This is a genomic window from Streptomyces longispororuber (assembly GCF_014656095.1).
Classification (GTDB): Bacteria; Actinomycetota; Actinomycetes; order Streptomycetales; family Streptomycetaceae; genus Streptomyces; species Streptomyces longispororuber.
On the sequence record NZ_BNBT01000035.1, the window covers coordinates 12,093 to 26,880 of the forward strand.

Here is a 14,788-nt window from a genome sequence, read left to right on the forward strand (position 1 = left end):
CGGCAGCCGGTCGGCGCCCGTGGCCCGGCGACCACTCAGCCGGCCCTGCGTGCCTCGGGGTGACGCAGGCACCAGCCCTCCCAGGCGGAGGAGACCATGTCGGTCACGCTGTAGCGGGCGGTCCAGCCCAGGTGCCGCTGGATGGGAGTGGCGTCCGCGACGACCTTCGCCGGGTCTCCCGGGCGCCGGGCGGTCACGACCGGCTCGGTCCCGTGCCCGGTCACCGTGGCGATGACCTCGATCAGCTCCCGCACCGAAAGGCCCTCGCCGCGGCCCACGTTGAAGGTGTGGGCCACCCCCTCGTGCACGCGCAGGTGGCGGGCGGCGGCCACGTGCGCGGAGGCGATGTCGGCGACGTGGATGTAGTCGCGTACGCAGGTGCCGTCCGGCGTGGCGTAGTCGTCGCCGAATATGCGGGGCGCCTCACCGGCGGTGAGTTTCTCGAAGACCATGGGGACGAGGTTCAGCACGCGCTTGTCGGCCATCGCCGGGGCGGCGGCACCGGCGACGTTGAAGTAGCGCAGGTTGATCACGTCCACGCCGTACGCCTCATGGGCCGCCATGCCGAGCCACTCACCGATGAGCTTGGTCTGGCCGTACGGGCTCATCGGCGCGCACGGGGTCTCCTCGGTGACCAGGTCCACGTCCGGCATCCCGTAGACGGAAGCGCTGGAGGAGTACACCAGCTTCCGCACGCCGGCGGTGTTCATCGCGGACAGCAGGACGCGGAAACCCTCGACGTTCTGGTGGTAGTGCGCCAAGGGGCGTTCGACGGATTCACCGACCTGGGTCCGGGCGACCAGGTTGACGACGCCTTCCACCCGGTATTCCCGGAAAAGGCCGTCCAGAGCCCGCTCGTCGCGGACGTCGGCGACGACGAGGGGAACTCCCGCGGGCACGTTGGACCGGGCTCCGGTGGAGAGATCGTCCACCACCAGCACGCGCTCCCCGGCGTCGTGCATCGCCTTCACGACGTGTCCGCCGATGTAGCCGGCGCCGCCTGCGACGAGCCAGAACTTCATTGCACCGTTCCTTTGGTCGTGCGTGTAGTAATTCGGATGAACTTCTATCAGGGGACGTGAGCAACCAGGACTTCCGAAAGTGCGAGTTGTGCCCCTTTGTTTCTACTCTCTGACCTGTCGGCGCCGGCGGGGGAGCCATCTGGATGGATGGCTGCCGTGCGCGACAGCAAGGAGAAAGCTGTGGGACGTTCAGTTCTCATCACCGGCGGCAATCGCGGAATCGGGCTGTCGATCGCCCGGGAACTCGCCGCGGCCGGTGACCGGGTCGCCGTCACCTACCGCTCGGGCGAGCCGCCGGAGGGCCTCTTCGGAGTCCGCTGCGATGTGACCTCGGCGGCGGACGTGGAACGCGCCTTCACCGAGGTGGAGGCGGAGCACGGGCCGGTCGAGGTGGTGGTGGCCAATGCCGGGATCACCCGGGACGGCCTGCTGCTCAGGATGACCGAAGAGGACTTCGGTGCCGTCCTGGAGACCAACCTCGGCGGAGTCTTCCGGGTCGTCAAGCGCGCCACCCGCGGGATGCTGCGGCTCAGGTCCGGACGGATCGTGCTGATCTCGTCCGTGGTCGGCCTCTCGGGAGAGGCGGGCCAGTGCAACTACGCGGCGGCCAAAGCGGGCCTCATCGGCTTCGGCCGTTCCCTGGCACGGGAGTTGGGCAGCCGTGGCATCACGGTGAACATCGTGTCACCGGGCATCGTGGCGACAGACATGACAGCCGTGCTCTCCCCGGAGCGCAGGGACGAGATCTGCGCGAACGTCCCGCTGCGGCGGATGGCGGAGCCGGGTGAGATCGCCCCGGTCGTACGGTTCATCGCCTCACCGGAGGCCGCCTACATCACCGGCGCGGTCATTCCCGTCGACGGCGGCCTCGGCATGGGGCACTGAACCCCGGACCGGCCACGTCCCGATCTCCAGCACACCCCAAGGAACTCCTCCATGAGCAAGCTCTTCGAGCCCATCCGTCTTCGCAACCTGACCATCCCCAACCGTGTGTGGATGGCACCCATGTGCCAGTACTCGGCGGCCCACAGCGGTCCCGAACTGGGCGTGCCCCACGACTGGCACGCCACGCACCTGACCACCCGCGCGGTGGGCGGGGTCGGCCTGATCCTGGTAGAGGCCACCGCGGTCAACCCGGAGGGCCGGATCACTCCCGGCTGCCTCGGGCTGTGGAACGACCGCCAGCAGGAGGCGTTCCGGAAGATCAACGACTCCCTGCTGGAGCACGGCACCGTGCCGGCGATCCAACTGGCCCATGCCGGGCGCAAGGCGTCGACGGCGGCGCCCTTCCGCGGCGGGAAGCCGGTCGCCCCGGCCGACGGCGGCTGGCAGACGGTGGGGCCGAGCGCGGTACCGTTCGGCGACTATCCGACGCCGACGGAACTGACGGTCCGTGAGATCGCGGGCGTCGTCCAGGACTTCGCGAGCGCCGCCAGGCGGGCGCTGCGGGCCGGTTTCCAGGCCGTCGAGGTGCACGGGGCACACGGCTTCCTGATCAACTCGTTCCTCTCCCCGTACAGCAACAAGCGGACGGACGCCTACGGCGGCTCCTTCGAGAACCGCATCCGGCTCGCCCTGGAGATCGTAGACGCGGTGGGCGAGGTCTGGCCGGACGACCTCCCGATGTTCTTCCGCACCTCGGCCACCGACTGGCTGAGCGAGGACACCCGGGACGCCCGTGAGGGCTGGACCGGGGAGGACACCGTACGGCTGGCGGGCCGGCTGATGGAGCACGGCGTCGACCTGCTCGACGTGTCCACCGGCGGCATCGCCCCGGACGCCCGGATTCCGGTCGGCCCCGGCTACCAGGTTCCGCTGGCGGAGCAGGTACGCAGCGAGACGTCGATGCGGGTCGGCGCGGTCGGCAAGATCACCGAGCCGTGGCAGGCCGAGGAGATCCTGGAGCAGGGCAGGGCCGATGTCGTCCTGCTCGGCCGGGAACTGCTGCGCAACCCGTACTGGCCGCAGTACGCCGCGGCCAAGCTCGGCGACGAGCCCAACTGGCCCGACGCGTACGGCTACGCGGTCTAGCGGTGGGCGCCGGAGCAGGCGGAGGAATGACGAACACGGCGACCACGTGCCCGGGCCGCGAGGACACCGCACAGGGACACGGTCGCGGCGCACAGCGCCGACTTCACTACGGGGGAGAGTGACATGCGCATCGCGCTGATCGCCCATGACGGCATGAAGACGACGATGGTCGACTGGGTGGGCCGTCAGTACGGCGAACTCGCCCGGCACGAGCTGGTGGCGACCGAGTCCACCGGCGCCTTGCTGGCCGAGCGGTTCGGCCTGGCCGTCGAGCAGGTGGCCAGCGGTCCGCTCGGCGGGGACCAGCAGATCGGCGCCATGATCGTCGATCACCGGGTGGATCTGATGATCTTCTTCTGGGACCCGATGGGACTGCATCCGCACAGCCCCGATGTCCAGGCGCTGATGCGGCTGGCGGTCCTCCAGGACGTTCCGATGGCACTGAACCCGGCCAGTGCCGACCACGTCCTGCGGTCACTTTCCACAGCCGGCCGGCCGCAGGGGCCCGAGGCCGTCGGCGGCCACCGGCGGACGCCGTCGGTGCGGACCGACACCGCCCACCGACGGACCCCGGCGGCAAGCCCCGCGACCGCCTCACGGCCCTCGGCCGCACCGGCAGCGGCGCGGCGGTCCCCGGCCTCCCGGTGGACCGACACGTCCGCGTCCCCGTCGGTTCCGCGACGTGGCGCCCGGGGCGTGCACGGCTCCGGCCGGACCCCCACCGTCCCTTCCGAGAGGTGAGCGATGTCCTTGTCCACTGGGTCCACTGGGTCCACTGGGTCCACTGGGTCCACTGGGTACGTCACCACCGAGATGCCGGAGCCGGCCCTGTCCCGGGCCGCGGTGGACCGCGCCGGGGAGCACCGCACGGACGAGGCCTGGCTGAGCGCGGCATGGCTGCGGAGCAGCACCCGTGTGGTCCTGGTGGCCCAGGACCACACGCTGGTGGCCGAGGACGGGGCCGGGCAGTTGGAGGTCGTCCTGCTGCCGGCCTCGTCGGCGCCCGACGGGACGCGGTACTTCCTCGGCTCGGACACCGCGGGGGTGGACTACTTCGCCGTCTCGGTGCCCAGCCTGAGGCCCTACCGGACCCTGGGCACACGCGAGGCCGGGCTCCGTGAGACCGGGACGCTTCTGTCGCCCCGGGACGTCGGGCTGCTGGTCCACGCCGTCGCTCTGGACGCCTGGCACCGGAGCCACCCCTTCTGCCCTCGGTGCGCGCACGCCACCGACGTCGCCTTCGGCGGGCACATGAGGCGCTGTCCGTCCTGCCGGACGGAGCACTTCCCGCGCACGGACCCGGCGGTGATCATGCTGGTCACCGACACCGAGGACCGCTGCCTGCTGGCCCGCAACGCGGCGTGGCAGGAGGGACGCTGGTCGGTCCTGGCGGGGTTCGTGGACCCCGGCGAGTCACTGGAGCAGGCGGTCCGCCGTGAGGTGCTGGAGGAAGTGGGCGTCCGGGCGGACTCCGTCCGCTACGCCGGGAGCCAGGCGTGGCCGTTCCCCGCGAGTCTGATGCTCGGCTTCTTCGCCTCGGCCGCGAACCCGGCGATCGCGGTGGACGGCGAGGAGATCGCCCAGGCACGCTGGTTCTCCCGGGCGCGTCTGCGGGAGGCGATGGTCGAGGGCGTGGTGGCGCTGCCGTCCCGCGTGTCGATCGCCCGCGTGATGATCGAACAGTGGTACGGCGAACCGCTCCCGCAGACCCCCTCCTGGTGACCATGCGGGGTACCGCCTCACCGACCGGTGTCGCCCCGGCCCACGGGGCGGCACCGGTCGACGCCGTTCCGCTACCTCGCGCCTTCGGACGGCTGCACGTACCTCGCGTCTTCGGACGGCTGCACCGGCACGAGCGAGACCAGCCGGAGCTCCCCGTTGCCCAGCGGGGAGGTCATGGCGATCTCGATGGTCGTCGCCGTCTCCTGGCCCGGCAGGAGCACCCTGCGCCGGTCGCCGTGCGCGTGCTCGACGACCCGGTGCTCACGCCACAGCCGGCGTGCGCACGCGCTGGTCGCGAGAATCCCTTCGACAACCGCGCCCAGACGGGCGTTCTCGGGATGGCGGGCCTGTGCCAGCCGCATCTGGGCCAGCGTCGGCCCGGCCCAGTCACGCTCCCAGTCGCAGAGGCGTATCCGTCGGTCGGCATCGTCGGCGAACACCTCTTCGGCGATGTTCCGACCGGCGGCCCCGTCGGGGAACCATTCACTGAAGGCGCGGTTATGGTGAATGACGTCCCAGGCGGCGTCGGATATGTAGGCGGGCCACGGCTGGAGTTCGAGCAGGCGCCGGACACCTTCGGTGAGGCCGATGTCCTGGCAGTTCACCGGGCTTGTCGGCTCCCAGCCGACAGCGTGCAGGAACAATAGTTTTCGTTCCGCGTCATTCAGCCTCAGGGCGCAGGAGACACGGTTCAGGAACTCCTCCGAATACTGCGCCGCCCCGCCACGCTCGAACTTCCCGTACCAGACGCAGCTCACACCGGTGAGCTGAGCCATGTCCTCCTGGCTGACCAACCTTGACCTGCCCTGGTGGCCCCTCCTCAGTTCCGGGACCTGATCCCGCGTGAGGCGCCTGCGCCACCCCTTCACCAGCGTGGAGAGATGGTCCGGCGAGCTTGGTTGAATTGTCACAGATATTTCCCCGTTGGCCTTGCTTGAACGGCCAAGGGTACCAATCGCCACGTATCCATTAATTCACTGAGTTGTTTCAACTCTGCTACCGATCAGACGAAGGCGCTACCGCGACAGATAAGATACCGGCCCACCGGATAAGGACGCCGCAACTCGCCCGCGCAAAAGCCCCGTTGACCGCGGACTCCGCTGTTCTCGGCCTGCCTTGTCCCGCCGCTCGGCCAGGCCGGGCCCCTCCATCGCCCGGACCGGAGTGGTCACGGCGGGCTGGGTGATGCCCTGGCACCCACGGCCAGGAGTGCGGGGCCCAGGGCCCGGCACCGCGACGAGGGAGGGTGCCCACCTCCGACGGGCGTGGCCTGGTGCGCCGGATAGGCTCCGCCGAATGGACGACGTGGCGAGCACGACCATGGCGAGCGACCGTGCCGGGCATGACGCGGTGCACATCATGAATCCGGTCCCCTACCACGCCCAATGGGCTTCCCCCCAGCTCGTGGAAGACATCGTGACGGGGAGGATCTCCGCGAGAGAGGACCCGGCCTGGGCGGCCTACGGGGCCGAAAGCCCGGAGGAGTACGAGTGGTGGTCCTGGCGGCTGTGCGGCATGGCCTGTCTGCGGATGGCGCTGGAGCACTTCGGGCACACGGCGCCCTCCGCGATGGAGCTGGCGGCCGAGTGCACGGCGGCGGGAGGCTACGTCAAACATGACGAGGGCTTGCACGGACTCGTCTACGCGCCGTTCGCCTCCTGGGTCGAGGAGCGGTTCGGCCTGACCGCCGAGGTGCGCCCCCGGTTGGCGGTCGACGAGATCCCCTCGGTCCTCGCCCGAGGGCAGCTCGCGATGGTGTCGGTCCACCCCTCCATCCGCCGGCCGCAGTCCACTCCGCCACAGCCGGGCGGCCACCTGGTCCTCGCGGTCGGGGCCACCGCGGACTCCTTGGTGATACACAATCCCTCCGGTTTCGCCGGGAGTTCGCAGCAGTACGCCCAGGTGCCGTGGGCACGCTTCGTCGACTTCTACGCCGGACGGGGTGTCGTTCTGGGCGCGGGACCGGTCAGCCGGTGAAGGGCTCGGGCCCGAAGCGGCCCCACGCCAGGAACAGGGCCAGGGCGAGGTAGACCACGTCGCCCGCGGTCGTCGCCCTCTCGCCCCGGCGCAGGCGCATGGTCAGCGCGCCGGCGAACAGCAGCACCAGTCCGGTGGCGGTCAGCGGCACCAGTACGGGGGCGACGCCGAGCGCGGCGGGCAGGATGAGGCCCGCCGCGGCGAGCAGTTCGACGGCGCCGATGGCCTTGAGGGCACCGGGGTGGAAGTCCTCGACCCACTGGGTGGCGGTGCCTCCCATGCCGGCCAGCTTCTCCCTGGGCACGACCATCTTCGCGCTGCCGGTCAGGCAGATGACGGCCATCAGTCCGGCGACGATCCAGAGTGCGAGGTCCATCAGCAGTTCCTTGAGGTCGATCGGGCGTTGTCCGCTGCCCTCGGGGACGAGACGGCGCCATGGCCTGTGACACGGCCGGGCCGGGAGCCGGGGGTGGCGTGGATCACACACCCTCGTGTCACAGGCCGTCGGGCTGCCTCGTCCCGGGTGTGGAGCCACCGACCAGCACCGACCAGCACGGAGGAGCACACCATGGACGCGCGACTGAACTACTTCGCCGACCCGACGGCCGGAAGGGCCCTCAAGCACCTGATGTCGGCGGGCAGGACGCTCAAGGAGTCGGCCCTGCCCGCCGCGACGCAGGAGCTGGTGGCCCTGCGCGTGAGCCAGATCAACGGCTGCGCCGTCTGTATCGACATGCACACCAAGGAGGCCGCCGCGGCCGGCGAGACCGCGGTGCGCCTGAACCTGGTCGCGGCGTGGCGGGAGGCCAACGTCTTCACCGAGGCCGAGCGTGCCGCGCTGGAGCTGGCGGAGCAGGGGACGCGGGTCGCGGACGCGGCCGGCGGGGTGAGTGACGAGGTGTGGGAGCGCGCCGCGGCCCACTACGACGAGGAGCAGCTCACCGCCCTGGTGCTCCTGGTCTGCTTCATGAACCTGGCGACGCGGATGAACGTCATCGCCCGTCAGCAGGGCGGCGACTACGAGGTCGGGCAGTTCCACTGAGGCACCGTGCAGCACCCGCCCGGGGCATCGTCACAGGCCCCGGGCGCGGGACGTCGGGCATCCCGCAGCACGGCTGACGACCCGCGAGACCACCGGACCGGAACGCGCCCGCGTCGGGAACTGCCGCCGGGCAGGCAACGCAAGGGAGATGGGACGTGACCAAGAAGGTCGAGCAATTCGAGGAGCTGCGGCCCCTGTTGTTCTCGATCGCCTACCGCATCCTGGGCAGCGTGGCCGAGGCCGAGGACGCGGTGCAGGAGACGTGGCTGCGCTTCGACGGCTCGCCCACCGTTCCCACGTCGGTCAAGGCGTTCCTCTCCACCACGGTGACCCGGATCGCGATCGACGTACTGCGCTCCGCGCGGGTGCGGCGGGAGGAGTACGTGGGTCCGTGGTTCCCCGAGCCGCTGCTCAGCGATCCGTACCAGGACCCGGCGCGCTCGGCGGAGCTGGCCGATTCGGTGTCGATGGCGGCGCTGCTGCTGCTGGAGCGGCTCAGTCCGCTGGAGCGGTCGGTGTTCGTGCTGCGGGAGGTCTTCGGCTTCGGGTACGACGACATCGCCTCGGCGGTGGGGCGTTCGGAGGCGGCGTGCCGGCAGTTGCTGGTGCGGGCGCGGCGGCACATGGAGGCGGGGCGGCCGCGGTTCGCGGCGGACCGCGAGGAGCGCGACGAGCTGGCGACGCGGTTCTTCGACGCCCTCCGCGAGGGCGACGTGGCCGCGCTGCGGGAGCTGCTCGCCGCCGACGTGTCGATGGTCGGGGACGGCGGCGGCAGGGCTCCGCAACTGGCCAGGGCCGTCGTCGGCGCCGAGAACGTGGCCCGGCTGCTGGCCTCCGTCTTCCCGCTGATGGCCCGGATCGAGGTGACGTTCGAGCCGCACGAGGTCAACGGCCAGCCCGGCGCGATCTTCCGCGACCGGGACGGCAAGGTCCTGCTCGCGCTGGCCCTCGACGTGCTCGACGGCCAGATCCAGACCATCCGCTCGGTCATCAACCCCGACAAACTCAGCCACCTCGGCCCGGTCGCCGACGCGTGGGCGATCGACCGCGAGGTAAAACGGGCCCGCCGCGAGGCGAAGTGACCCCAAACCAGGCCTGGCCCGGCCCGGGCACCGGCGACCGCGGGCCGGCGGACCACCTGCCCGGCGGGGCGGAGGTCGGGCAGTCGGGTTGGGCCGCGCGACGCGTCAGGCACGCCGTCCCCGCGGGGGCGGCATTCCTGCCGGCGCCCCCTGTCGCTCACTTCCCGCGCTGACGTATGAGTTTCGTCGCCATGGCCACACAGAGAATGACAAACACGACCAGGACGAGGACTTCACCCCACACGGGCAACTCAGGTCCACCACCACGTCCGGCTGCGCAGAGTGTCATCATGTCGTCCTCCTCCTTTTCCACAGTGCGTACACGGCTCTTGCTGAACGCCCAGGGCTGCGCACCATCGCCAAGTACCGAGGCCCCTCCACCGGTGTCGCCCTCGTTACCCCTTGATGCCCAACAGGGCCGGACTCGAGCCATGCATCGCTCTCCAGGGAACAGCCTGTCCGGACGGAAGCTCGCATGGCCATAAGTTGCCCTACACCTGTTAGCGGCGCTTCTGCCGACGGCGCGCCACTGCCGTTATGACGACCACGGTCACGAGCGAGATAACGAAAATGGGCAAACCCCAGCCGTCCGGGATCCATGAGCCCTTGCCTTCTGTTGCCAGCCAGTTGCCGCTCACAGTGCACCTCCTTGCCTGGGGCCGCATGCTGCCGGGTGGCTCTCACAGTTCATCGCGGGTCGTCCTCCGCCGGGCCAGGTAGCCGACTGTCCAGATGGCCGAACAGAGCGCTACCAACAAGGGACGGTCATCTTGCGGGGAGACGCCGACGGTGCCGCTGCACCTGGTTGAGACGGTCGACCAGACTTGGGAGTAGACCAGGGAAGACGACGAACGGCGTCACCGACAGACGAACGGCGTTGCCCTCAGCGCTTCTTCGAGCGCCCGTAGAACACCATGGCGACGACTACGGCGATAGCGATGAGGAAAATAACAAGCCCTGCTGTCCCGTCGGGATACCAGCGACCCGCAGCGACTGCTACCATCTGCGTTTCCTCCGAGATGTGCAGGGGTGTGATGGTGCACCACCACACGGCCAACGGATTCACTTTCGACGCAAAGGCATGAAGTGCTAGCGGCGTGACCTTCGCACAAACAGTGTTCCGATGGTGATCAAGCCGACCACGGCGGCCGCTATCACTACAGGCCCGAACCAGCCCGGCATCTTTTTTCCACCTGGACTCATCGCCAGGATCTGGTATGCCTGAGCCTGGATCACAGCCTTCATTGCATCCTCACTTCCATGCCCTGCTGGTCCGACCACAGGAGTTCAGGACCGCCGTTGCCCCTGGTTGGCCCAGACCCCACCGAAGAACATGTACGCGAAAAGAACGACGAGCAGGGGTATACCTAATGCCCATCTGGCCCCCTGGCTCAAGTCCGACATCCATATCATGATCGGCCAGAAAATGAGCCCCAGAACCACAAAGCCAGCTAAAAACAAGCTGAGACGCTTCGAGTAACTCTCCACTTCTCCGTCCTTTCCGCCCCCTTGCGGGGGCGCTTCTGCGCCCCCGCAAGTCAGTCAATTTTCCCGTCCGTGGTCTGGGTGTACGGTCATGGGCGCTTCACTTCTTGAGCGCCTTCACTCCGATCTTTGTCAGAGCGCCGGCGCCGCCGGTGGCTGCCCCCAAAGCGCCCTGTTCCGCGCATGCCTTCCCGATGGAACCGCCGTCAATAGCGGCAGTCACAGCACCTCCCAGGCACCCTCCGACAGCGCCACCCACGACCGGGCCCAGCACGCCATCAAGTGCGGTGCTCGCGACCGTACCGGCCACTGCACCGACAACGTCGCCGAGGGACAGCAGGCCGCTCGGGTCGATCCGGTTGACCGGGTCGCCCTCCGCGTAGAGGTACGGGTTCTTCTCCTGGCCCGAGGGGTCGGGTTGGGTGAAGCGGGTCATGTGGGGGTCGTAGTAGCGGGCCTCGAAGTGGTAGAGGCCTGTGGGGTCCTGGTAGCCGCCTGCGAAGCGGTAGGGCTGGGGGACCATTTCCGAGGTCGCCGCGCGGGCGACGCCGCGGGGGCTGTAGCTGTAGGTGTTGACCTTCACGCCCGACTCGTCGGTGAGCGCGATGACCGAGCCCAGCGCGTCGGTGAGGTAGTAGTACGACTTACCCCCGGTCGTCATGGAGTTCAGGGTGCCCCCGGGCTCCCGGTTGAATCCCATGTCCACGCCGCCCGTGCTCTTCGCCGACAGGCCCAGGGGGCCGTTGTGGAAGAAGGTGTCCCCGAGGCGGATGCGCTCGCTCTGGTCGGTGGAGCCGTACTGGCCCTCATGTGTGGTGCCGCCGACGGTGATCGACGTGAGCTGGCTGAAGTCGGAGTACTGCTCGCCGGTGCGGGTGCCCTCCGGTGTCGGGGCCCCTGCCGTCTCGTTTCCGGCCGCGTCGTAGGACCAGTTGGTGCTGTCGCCGTTCTTCGCGGTGATCTGCTGGGCGTCGTTGACCGTGAACGTCGAGTCGCTCGGGCAGCCCCTGCCCGTGCCCTGCGAGGTGAGGTTGCCCGCCTGGTCGAAGCAGTACTGCCAGGAGTAGGCGACCGTGGACCCCTTCGTCTCCTCGGCGTAGGAGAAGCGGCCTGCGGTGTCGTAGGTGTAGCTGATCTTGGTGTCGGTGACGGCGTCCGTGCGGGTGCGGATCTTCGTGCTGTCCTTGCCCGCGTTCTTGTAGTCGTAGGAGAGGTCGACCAGGGTGCCCTTGTGCGAGGTGGCTCTGATCCTCTGCGGGCGGCTGGACTTGTCCGGCGTGACCGTCTGCTCCGTGCCGCCGGGGTAGGTGGTCTTGGTGCGGATGTCGTTGTTGTTGTACTCGTACGTGGTGGTCCGGCCCGCCGGGTCCTTCAGCTTTGCGAGCTTGTTGACCTTGTTCCAGATGTAGTCGGTGACCCCGGCCGGGTCCTCGTACGTCTCGACGTTGCCGGCGGGGGTGTACGTGAGCTTGGTCTGCGAGCCGTTCTGCAGCGTGCGGACCGTCTCGCGCGACAGCGGGTCGAAGGCGTACTTGATCACGCCGGTGCCGTCCGAGCGCTGGGTGAGGTTGCCGTCGCCGTCGTAGGAGTACGTCACCGTGGCCTTCGACGACGAGGTCACCTTGGTGACGCGGTCGCGCTCGTCGTACGCGTAGACGGTCGTGATGCCGCGGCCGTCGGTGACCGTCTCCGGGCGGCCGAGGGCGTCGTAGGTGTAGGTGGTGGGCTTCATCGGGGCCGGCGGGGTGGCCTTGGTGAGGTTGCCCTTCTCGTCGTAACGGAACGACGTGGACACCGACTTGGTGTCGCTCATCGTGGTGGTCGCCTTGCAGCGCTGGCCCTGGAAGCCGCCGCAGTCGGGGGTGGCGTCGTTGTAGTCGTAGGTGCGCTTGCCGCCGCCGGTGCCGGTGACCGCGACGGACTTGGTGTTGCCCGCCGTGTCGTAGGTGAAGTCGGTCTTCTCGTCGTCCGCGCTGGTGAAGGACTTCGGCAGGTCCGTGCCCGCGATCGTCTGGTAGCCGGTGAGCGAGGCCGTGGCGCCGGTGGGCAGCTTGGCGGAGGTGGGGTTGTTGCGGGCGTCCCAGCCGTAGGCGGTCACGTTGCCGCCGCTGCCTCCGGTACCCATCGCGTCGGTGGCCGTCTCGACGTTGTGGTTGGCGTCGTACGTGCGCGAGCGCGAGTGGCCGAGCGCGTCGGTGACCTTCGTGACGCCGCCGTCCTTGTTGTGCTCGTACTTCGTGGCGTGCTGCTCGGGGTCGGTGACCGTCGTCGTGCCCGCCGCCGCGGGGTCCTTAGCGGAGTAGGCGTAGGTGTAGGTCGGGCCGGTGTGGCCGTCGCCGCCGGTCTCGGTGGCGCGCAGCATGGAGGTGACGCGGTTCTCGGCGTCGTAGGTGAAGACGGTGACCCGACCCTCGGGGGTGGTGATCTTCGTGAGGCGGCGTGAGGCGTCGTAGCCGAAGTGGGTCGTCTTGCCCTCGGTGTCGGTGGTCTTGGCCAGGTCTCCGGCCTTGTTCAGGTCGAAGACGGCGGTGCGGCCGGTGTGGTCCTTGGCCTGCCACTGGTCGCCGTAGGTCCTGACCAGGTCCACCCAGCGCCCGGTGCGGGTCTCGGTCAGCTTGAAGCCCTTGTGCTCACCGTCCTTGTCGTGCTGGTCGACGGTGATGGTGCCCTTGTTCTTGTCGGTGACCTTGGTGAGGGTGCCGTGCTCGTCGTAGGTGTCCTTCAGGCCGGACTTGCGGCTGGTGAGGGTGTAGGTGCCGTCGGTGTTCTTCTTCAGGTCCTTGGAGTAGCCCTTGGGCGTGGTGAAGGAGCCGTCGGCCTTCTTCTTGAAGCGGGCCGCGTCGCCGGTGGCGCCGTACACCACCACCTCGTCGTCGCGGACCTGGAGGTAGCGCTCGTACTCCTGCCACCACCGCTGGGAGACCTTCCCCCAGGGCGCGTCGAAGGAGTTGTACGTACGTGCCAGGCGCAGCTTCTGGCCCACCCCGGCCACGTCGAAGTCGGTGGCGGCCAGCATCAGGTTGCCGTTGGACAGGTTGATCCGCGCCACGAGCGCGTCGGTGACACGGAAGTCGGAGAGCTGGTGCCAGGGCACCGCGCCCTGGCCCTCCGGCACATAGGCGGGCACCTCGGCACGGGCGGCGCCCCGCGGCGCCTTCGGCGTCTCACCGGTACGGGCGCGCTCCGCCTGCTGGGCCCGCCAGGCGGCCTCCTCCGGCGTCGGCTCGGCCTCGGCCTCCGGTGCCACCGGCCTGGTTTCGCCGACCTTGACCGGCGGGATGGCGAAGGGCTCCTTTGGCTTGCCCCACACCGACCGCGGGCCGGGGTCCGGGGGCTCCGGGGCCGCCAGCGCCGCCGTTCCCGACGCGGCGAGCGAGAGGGCGGCCACCGCCGCCACTAAGGCGAAACGTGATCTGTACGTGGATCTGCGGGCACGCCGAACAGGCGTGCCCGGGGCACGTTGGGACATGTCTTCCCCCCACGGAAAGAGACGTCACAGTGACCACACCGGTCACCGGAGGCGCACACGCTGCCACAGGACGTTCACAAGCTCCGGCCGCTTCCCAGGGATTCGCTTTCCACGCCCACCGGAATCAGTCACGCGTTTGATCACCTGTGCGACGGCAAACAGTTGCAGCGGAGCAAGAGACGTCAGGCCGACACCGCCCCGAGCTGAGACGCTTCGCCGGTGGGTCGTGAGCGGGGTGGAAGCAGGATGACCGGAAGCGCATCCATATGTTGGCCCGCAAAGCACCCCGGTGGCGGCCAGTCCGCTTCACCGGTGCTGCGGCAAACGCCGTCCGCGCGCAGCCTCCCTCGCCGCCCGTCGTTGTCCGGTTCGGCGGCCGGGATCCGCGGTCGCACCGAAACCCCGCCTCACTCTTGTGTAGATTTCGTGTGTGAGCGATGGAGTTGCCCTGCAGACGCTGTTCGCCGATGTGTGCCGGACCCTTGCCGGGGCCGGGTTCGACGTCACGTCGGCACGTGCCGAGGAAGGGGTGGGGCTGCGGGTCCGCCAGGAGTCGGACGCGGTGACGGTGAGCTGGGTGCCGGCGCAGGAGCTGGACCCCGCCCGCCGGGTGGACGCGGAGTACGCGGGCATCCGCGCGGCCCTGCGGCAGGCCCTGCTGGAGACCCTCACGCAGGCCGGGTTCCAGGTGAAGGCGGACCCCTCGAAGGGAGAGGTGCGGGTGCGGCCGGCGCCCTAACCGCGAGGCGCCCCGGCCACAGCGCGCCCCAGCCGCGAGGCGCCCCGGCCACGAGCGCGCCCCAGCCGCGAGGCGCCCCGGCCACGAGCACGCCCCAGCCACGTACGCGCTCGGCGCGCGGTCGGGCGCGGCGCACCACCGCCCCGCACGGCCGCGCTCCCGCGCACGGAGTTCGAGCCGTTCTCCGCCGGGCGCGGTGTGTCGATGCGCTGACGGACG

General features: G+C 69.6%; 13 protein-coding genes. 8 read left to right on the forward strand and 5 right to left on the reverse strand.

The window, feature by feature from the left end; all coding sequences use genetic code 11:
- Positions 1-35: 35 nt before the first annotated feature.
- Positions 36-1,022 carry a UDP-glucose 4-epimerase GalE gene (galE, locus tag IE330_RS14045; protein ID WP_190136311.1) on the reverse strand — a complete coding sequence of 329 codons (987 nt, stop codon included), beginning with the start codon at positions 1,020-1,022 and terminating at the stop codon, positions 36-38.
- Positions 1,023-1,202: 180 nt separating this feature from the next.
- Between galE and IE330_RS14050 the strand changes: the two genes are divergently transcribed.
- From IE330_RS14050 to nudC, 4 genes are all read left to right on the forward strand, one after another.
- Positions 1,203-1,907 carry a beta-ketoacyl-ACP reductase gene (locus IE330_RS14050; RefSeq protein WP_229925631.1) on the forward strand — a complete coding sequence of 235 codons (705 nt, stop codon included), beginning with the start codon at positions 1,203-1,205 and terminating at the stop codon, positions 1,905-1,907.
- Between the two features lie 51 nt (positions 1,908-1,958).
- Complete coding sequence (locus tag IE330_RS14055; protein WP_190136313.1) at positions 1,959-3,053, forward strand: NADH:flavin oxidoreductase/NADH oxidase; 1,095 nt, start codon at positions 1,959-1,961, stop codon at positions 3,051-3,053.
- Positions 3,054-3,176: 123 nt separating this feature from the next.
- Complete coding sequence (locus IE330_RS14060) at positions 3,177-3,794, forward strand: methylglyoxal synthase (protein ID WP_190136314.1); 618 nt, start codon at positions 3,177-3,179, stop codon at positions 3,792-3,794.
- A gap of 72 nt (positions 3,795-3,866) precedes the next feature.
- Entirely contained in the window at positions 3,867-4,775 is a 909-nt protein-coding gene (gene nudC, locus IE330_RS14065; RefSeq protein ID WP_190136315.1) for an NAD(+) diphosphatase, read from the forward strand.
- A 71-nt stretch (positions 4,776-4,846) separates the two neighbouring features.
- Here nudC and IE330_RS14070 read toward each other — a convergent pair whose 3' ends face one another.
- Entirely contained in the window at positions 4,847-5,551 is a 705-nt protein-coding gene (locus IE330_RS14070; protein ID WP_190136316.1) for an MmyB family transcriptional regulator, read from the reverse strand.
- A gap of 520 nt (positions 5,552-6,071) precedes the next feature.
- Here IE330_RS14070 and IE330_RS14075 point away from each other — a divergent pair.
- Positions 6,072-6,752 carry a C39 family peptidase gene (locus IE330_RS14075; protein ID WP_229925632.1) on the forward strand — a complete coding sequence of 227 codons (681 nt, stop codon included), beginning with the start codon at positions 6,072-6,074 and terminating at the stop codon, positions 6,750-6,752.
- Here the strand turns inward: IE330_RS14075 and IE330_RS14080 are convergent.
- Positions 6,742-7,128 (reverse strand): DoxX family protein, encoded by a 387-nt coding sequence (locus IE330_RS14080; RefSeq protein WP_190136317.1) that lies wholly within the window; start codon positions 7,126-7,128, stop codon positions 6,742-6,744. The two genes, IE330_RS14075 and IE330_RS14080, sit on opposite strands and share 11 nt — an antisense overlap.
- A gap of 192 nt (positions 7,129-7,320) precedes the next feature.
- Here IE330_RS14080 and IE330_RS14085 point away from each other — a divergent pair, with 192 nt between their 5' ends.
- Together IE330_RS14085 and IE330_RS14090 are read left to right on the forward strand one after the other, a co-directional pair.
- Positions 7,321-7,794: a carboxymuconolactone decarboxylase family protein gene (locus IE330_RS14085; RefSeq protein WP_190136318.1), complete on the forward strand. Its 474-nt coding sequence runs from the start codon at positions 7,321-7,323 to the stop codon at positions 7,792-7,794.
- Positions 7,795-7,949: 155 nt separating this feature from the next.
- Entirely contained in the window at positions 7,950-8,876 is a 927-nt protein-coding gene (locus tag IE330_RS14090) for an RNA polymerase sigma-70 factor (protein ID WP_190136319.1), read from the forward strand.
- Between the two features lie 500 nt (positions 8,877-9,376).
- Here IE330_RS14090 and IE330_RS14095 read toward each other — a convergent pair whose 3' ends face one another.
- The gene (locus tag IE330_RS14095) at positions 9,377-9,514 is read right to left on the reverse strand and encodes a hypothetical protein (RefSeq protein WP_190136320.1); all 138 of its coding nucleotides are present in this window, start codon (positions 9,512-9,514) and stop codon (positions 9,377-9,379) included.
- A gap of 947 nt (positions 9,515-10,461) precedes the next feature.
- The gene (locus tag IE330_RS14100; RefSeq protein ID WP_373314646.1) at positions 10,462-13,758 is read right to left on the reverse strand and encodes an RHS repeat-associated core domain-containing protein; all 3,297 of its coding nucleotides are present in this window, start codon (positions 13,756-13,758) and stop codon (positions 10,462-10,464) included.
- Positions 13,759-14,260: 502 nt separating this feature from the next.
- Between IE330_RS14100 and IE330_RS39665 the strand changes: the two genes are divergently transcribed.
- A complete protein-coding gene (locus IE330_RS39665) occupies positions 14,261-14,569 on the forward strand; it encodes a hypothetical protein (RefSeq protein WP_190136322.1) in 309 nt (102 codons plus the stop codon).
- Positions 14,570-14,788: the final 219 nt, after the last annotated feature.

Bases quoted from the DNA above. Each gene is read 5' to 3' on its own strand.
- nudC (WP_190136315.1), top strand. From the start codon at position 3,867: ATGCCGGAGCCGGCCCTGTCCCGGGCCGCGGTGGACCGCGCCGGGGAG.
- IE330_RS14060 (WP_190136314.1), top strand. From the start codon at position 3,177: ATGCGCATCGCGCTGATCGCCCATGACGGCATGAAGACGACGATGGTC.
- IE330_RS14070 (WP_190136316.1), bottom strand. From the start codon at position 5,551: ATGGCTCAGCTCACCGGTGTGAGCTGCGTCTGGTACGGGAAGTTCGAG.
- IE330_RS14055 (WP_190136313.1), top strand. From the start codon at position 1,959: ATGAGCAAGCTCTTCGAGCCCATCCGTCTTCGCAACCTGACCATCCCC.
- galE (WP_190136311.1), bottom strand. From the start codon at position 1,022: ATGAAGTTCTGGCTCGTCGCAGGCGGCGCCGGCTACATCGGCGGACAC.
- IE330_RS14080 (WP_190136317.1), bottom strand. From the start codon at position 7,128: ATGGACCTCGCACTCTGGATCGTCGCCGGACTGATGGCCGTCATCTGC.
- IE330_RS14085 (WP_190136318.1), top strand. From the start codon at position 7,321: ATGGACGCGCGACTGAACTACTTCGCCGACCCGACGGCCGGAAGGGCC.
- IE330_RS14075 (WP_229925632.1), top strand. From the start codon at position 6,072: ATGGACGACGTGGCGAGCACGACCATGGCGAGCGACCGTGCCGGGCAT.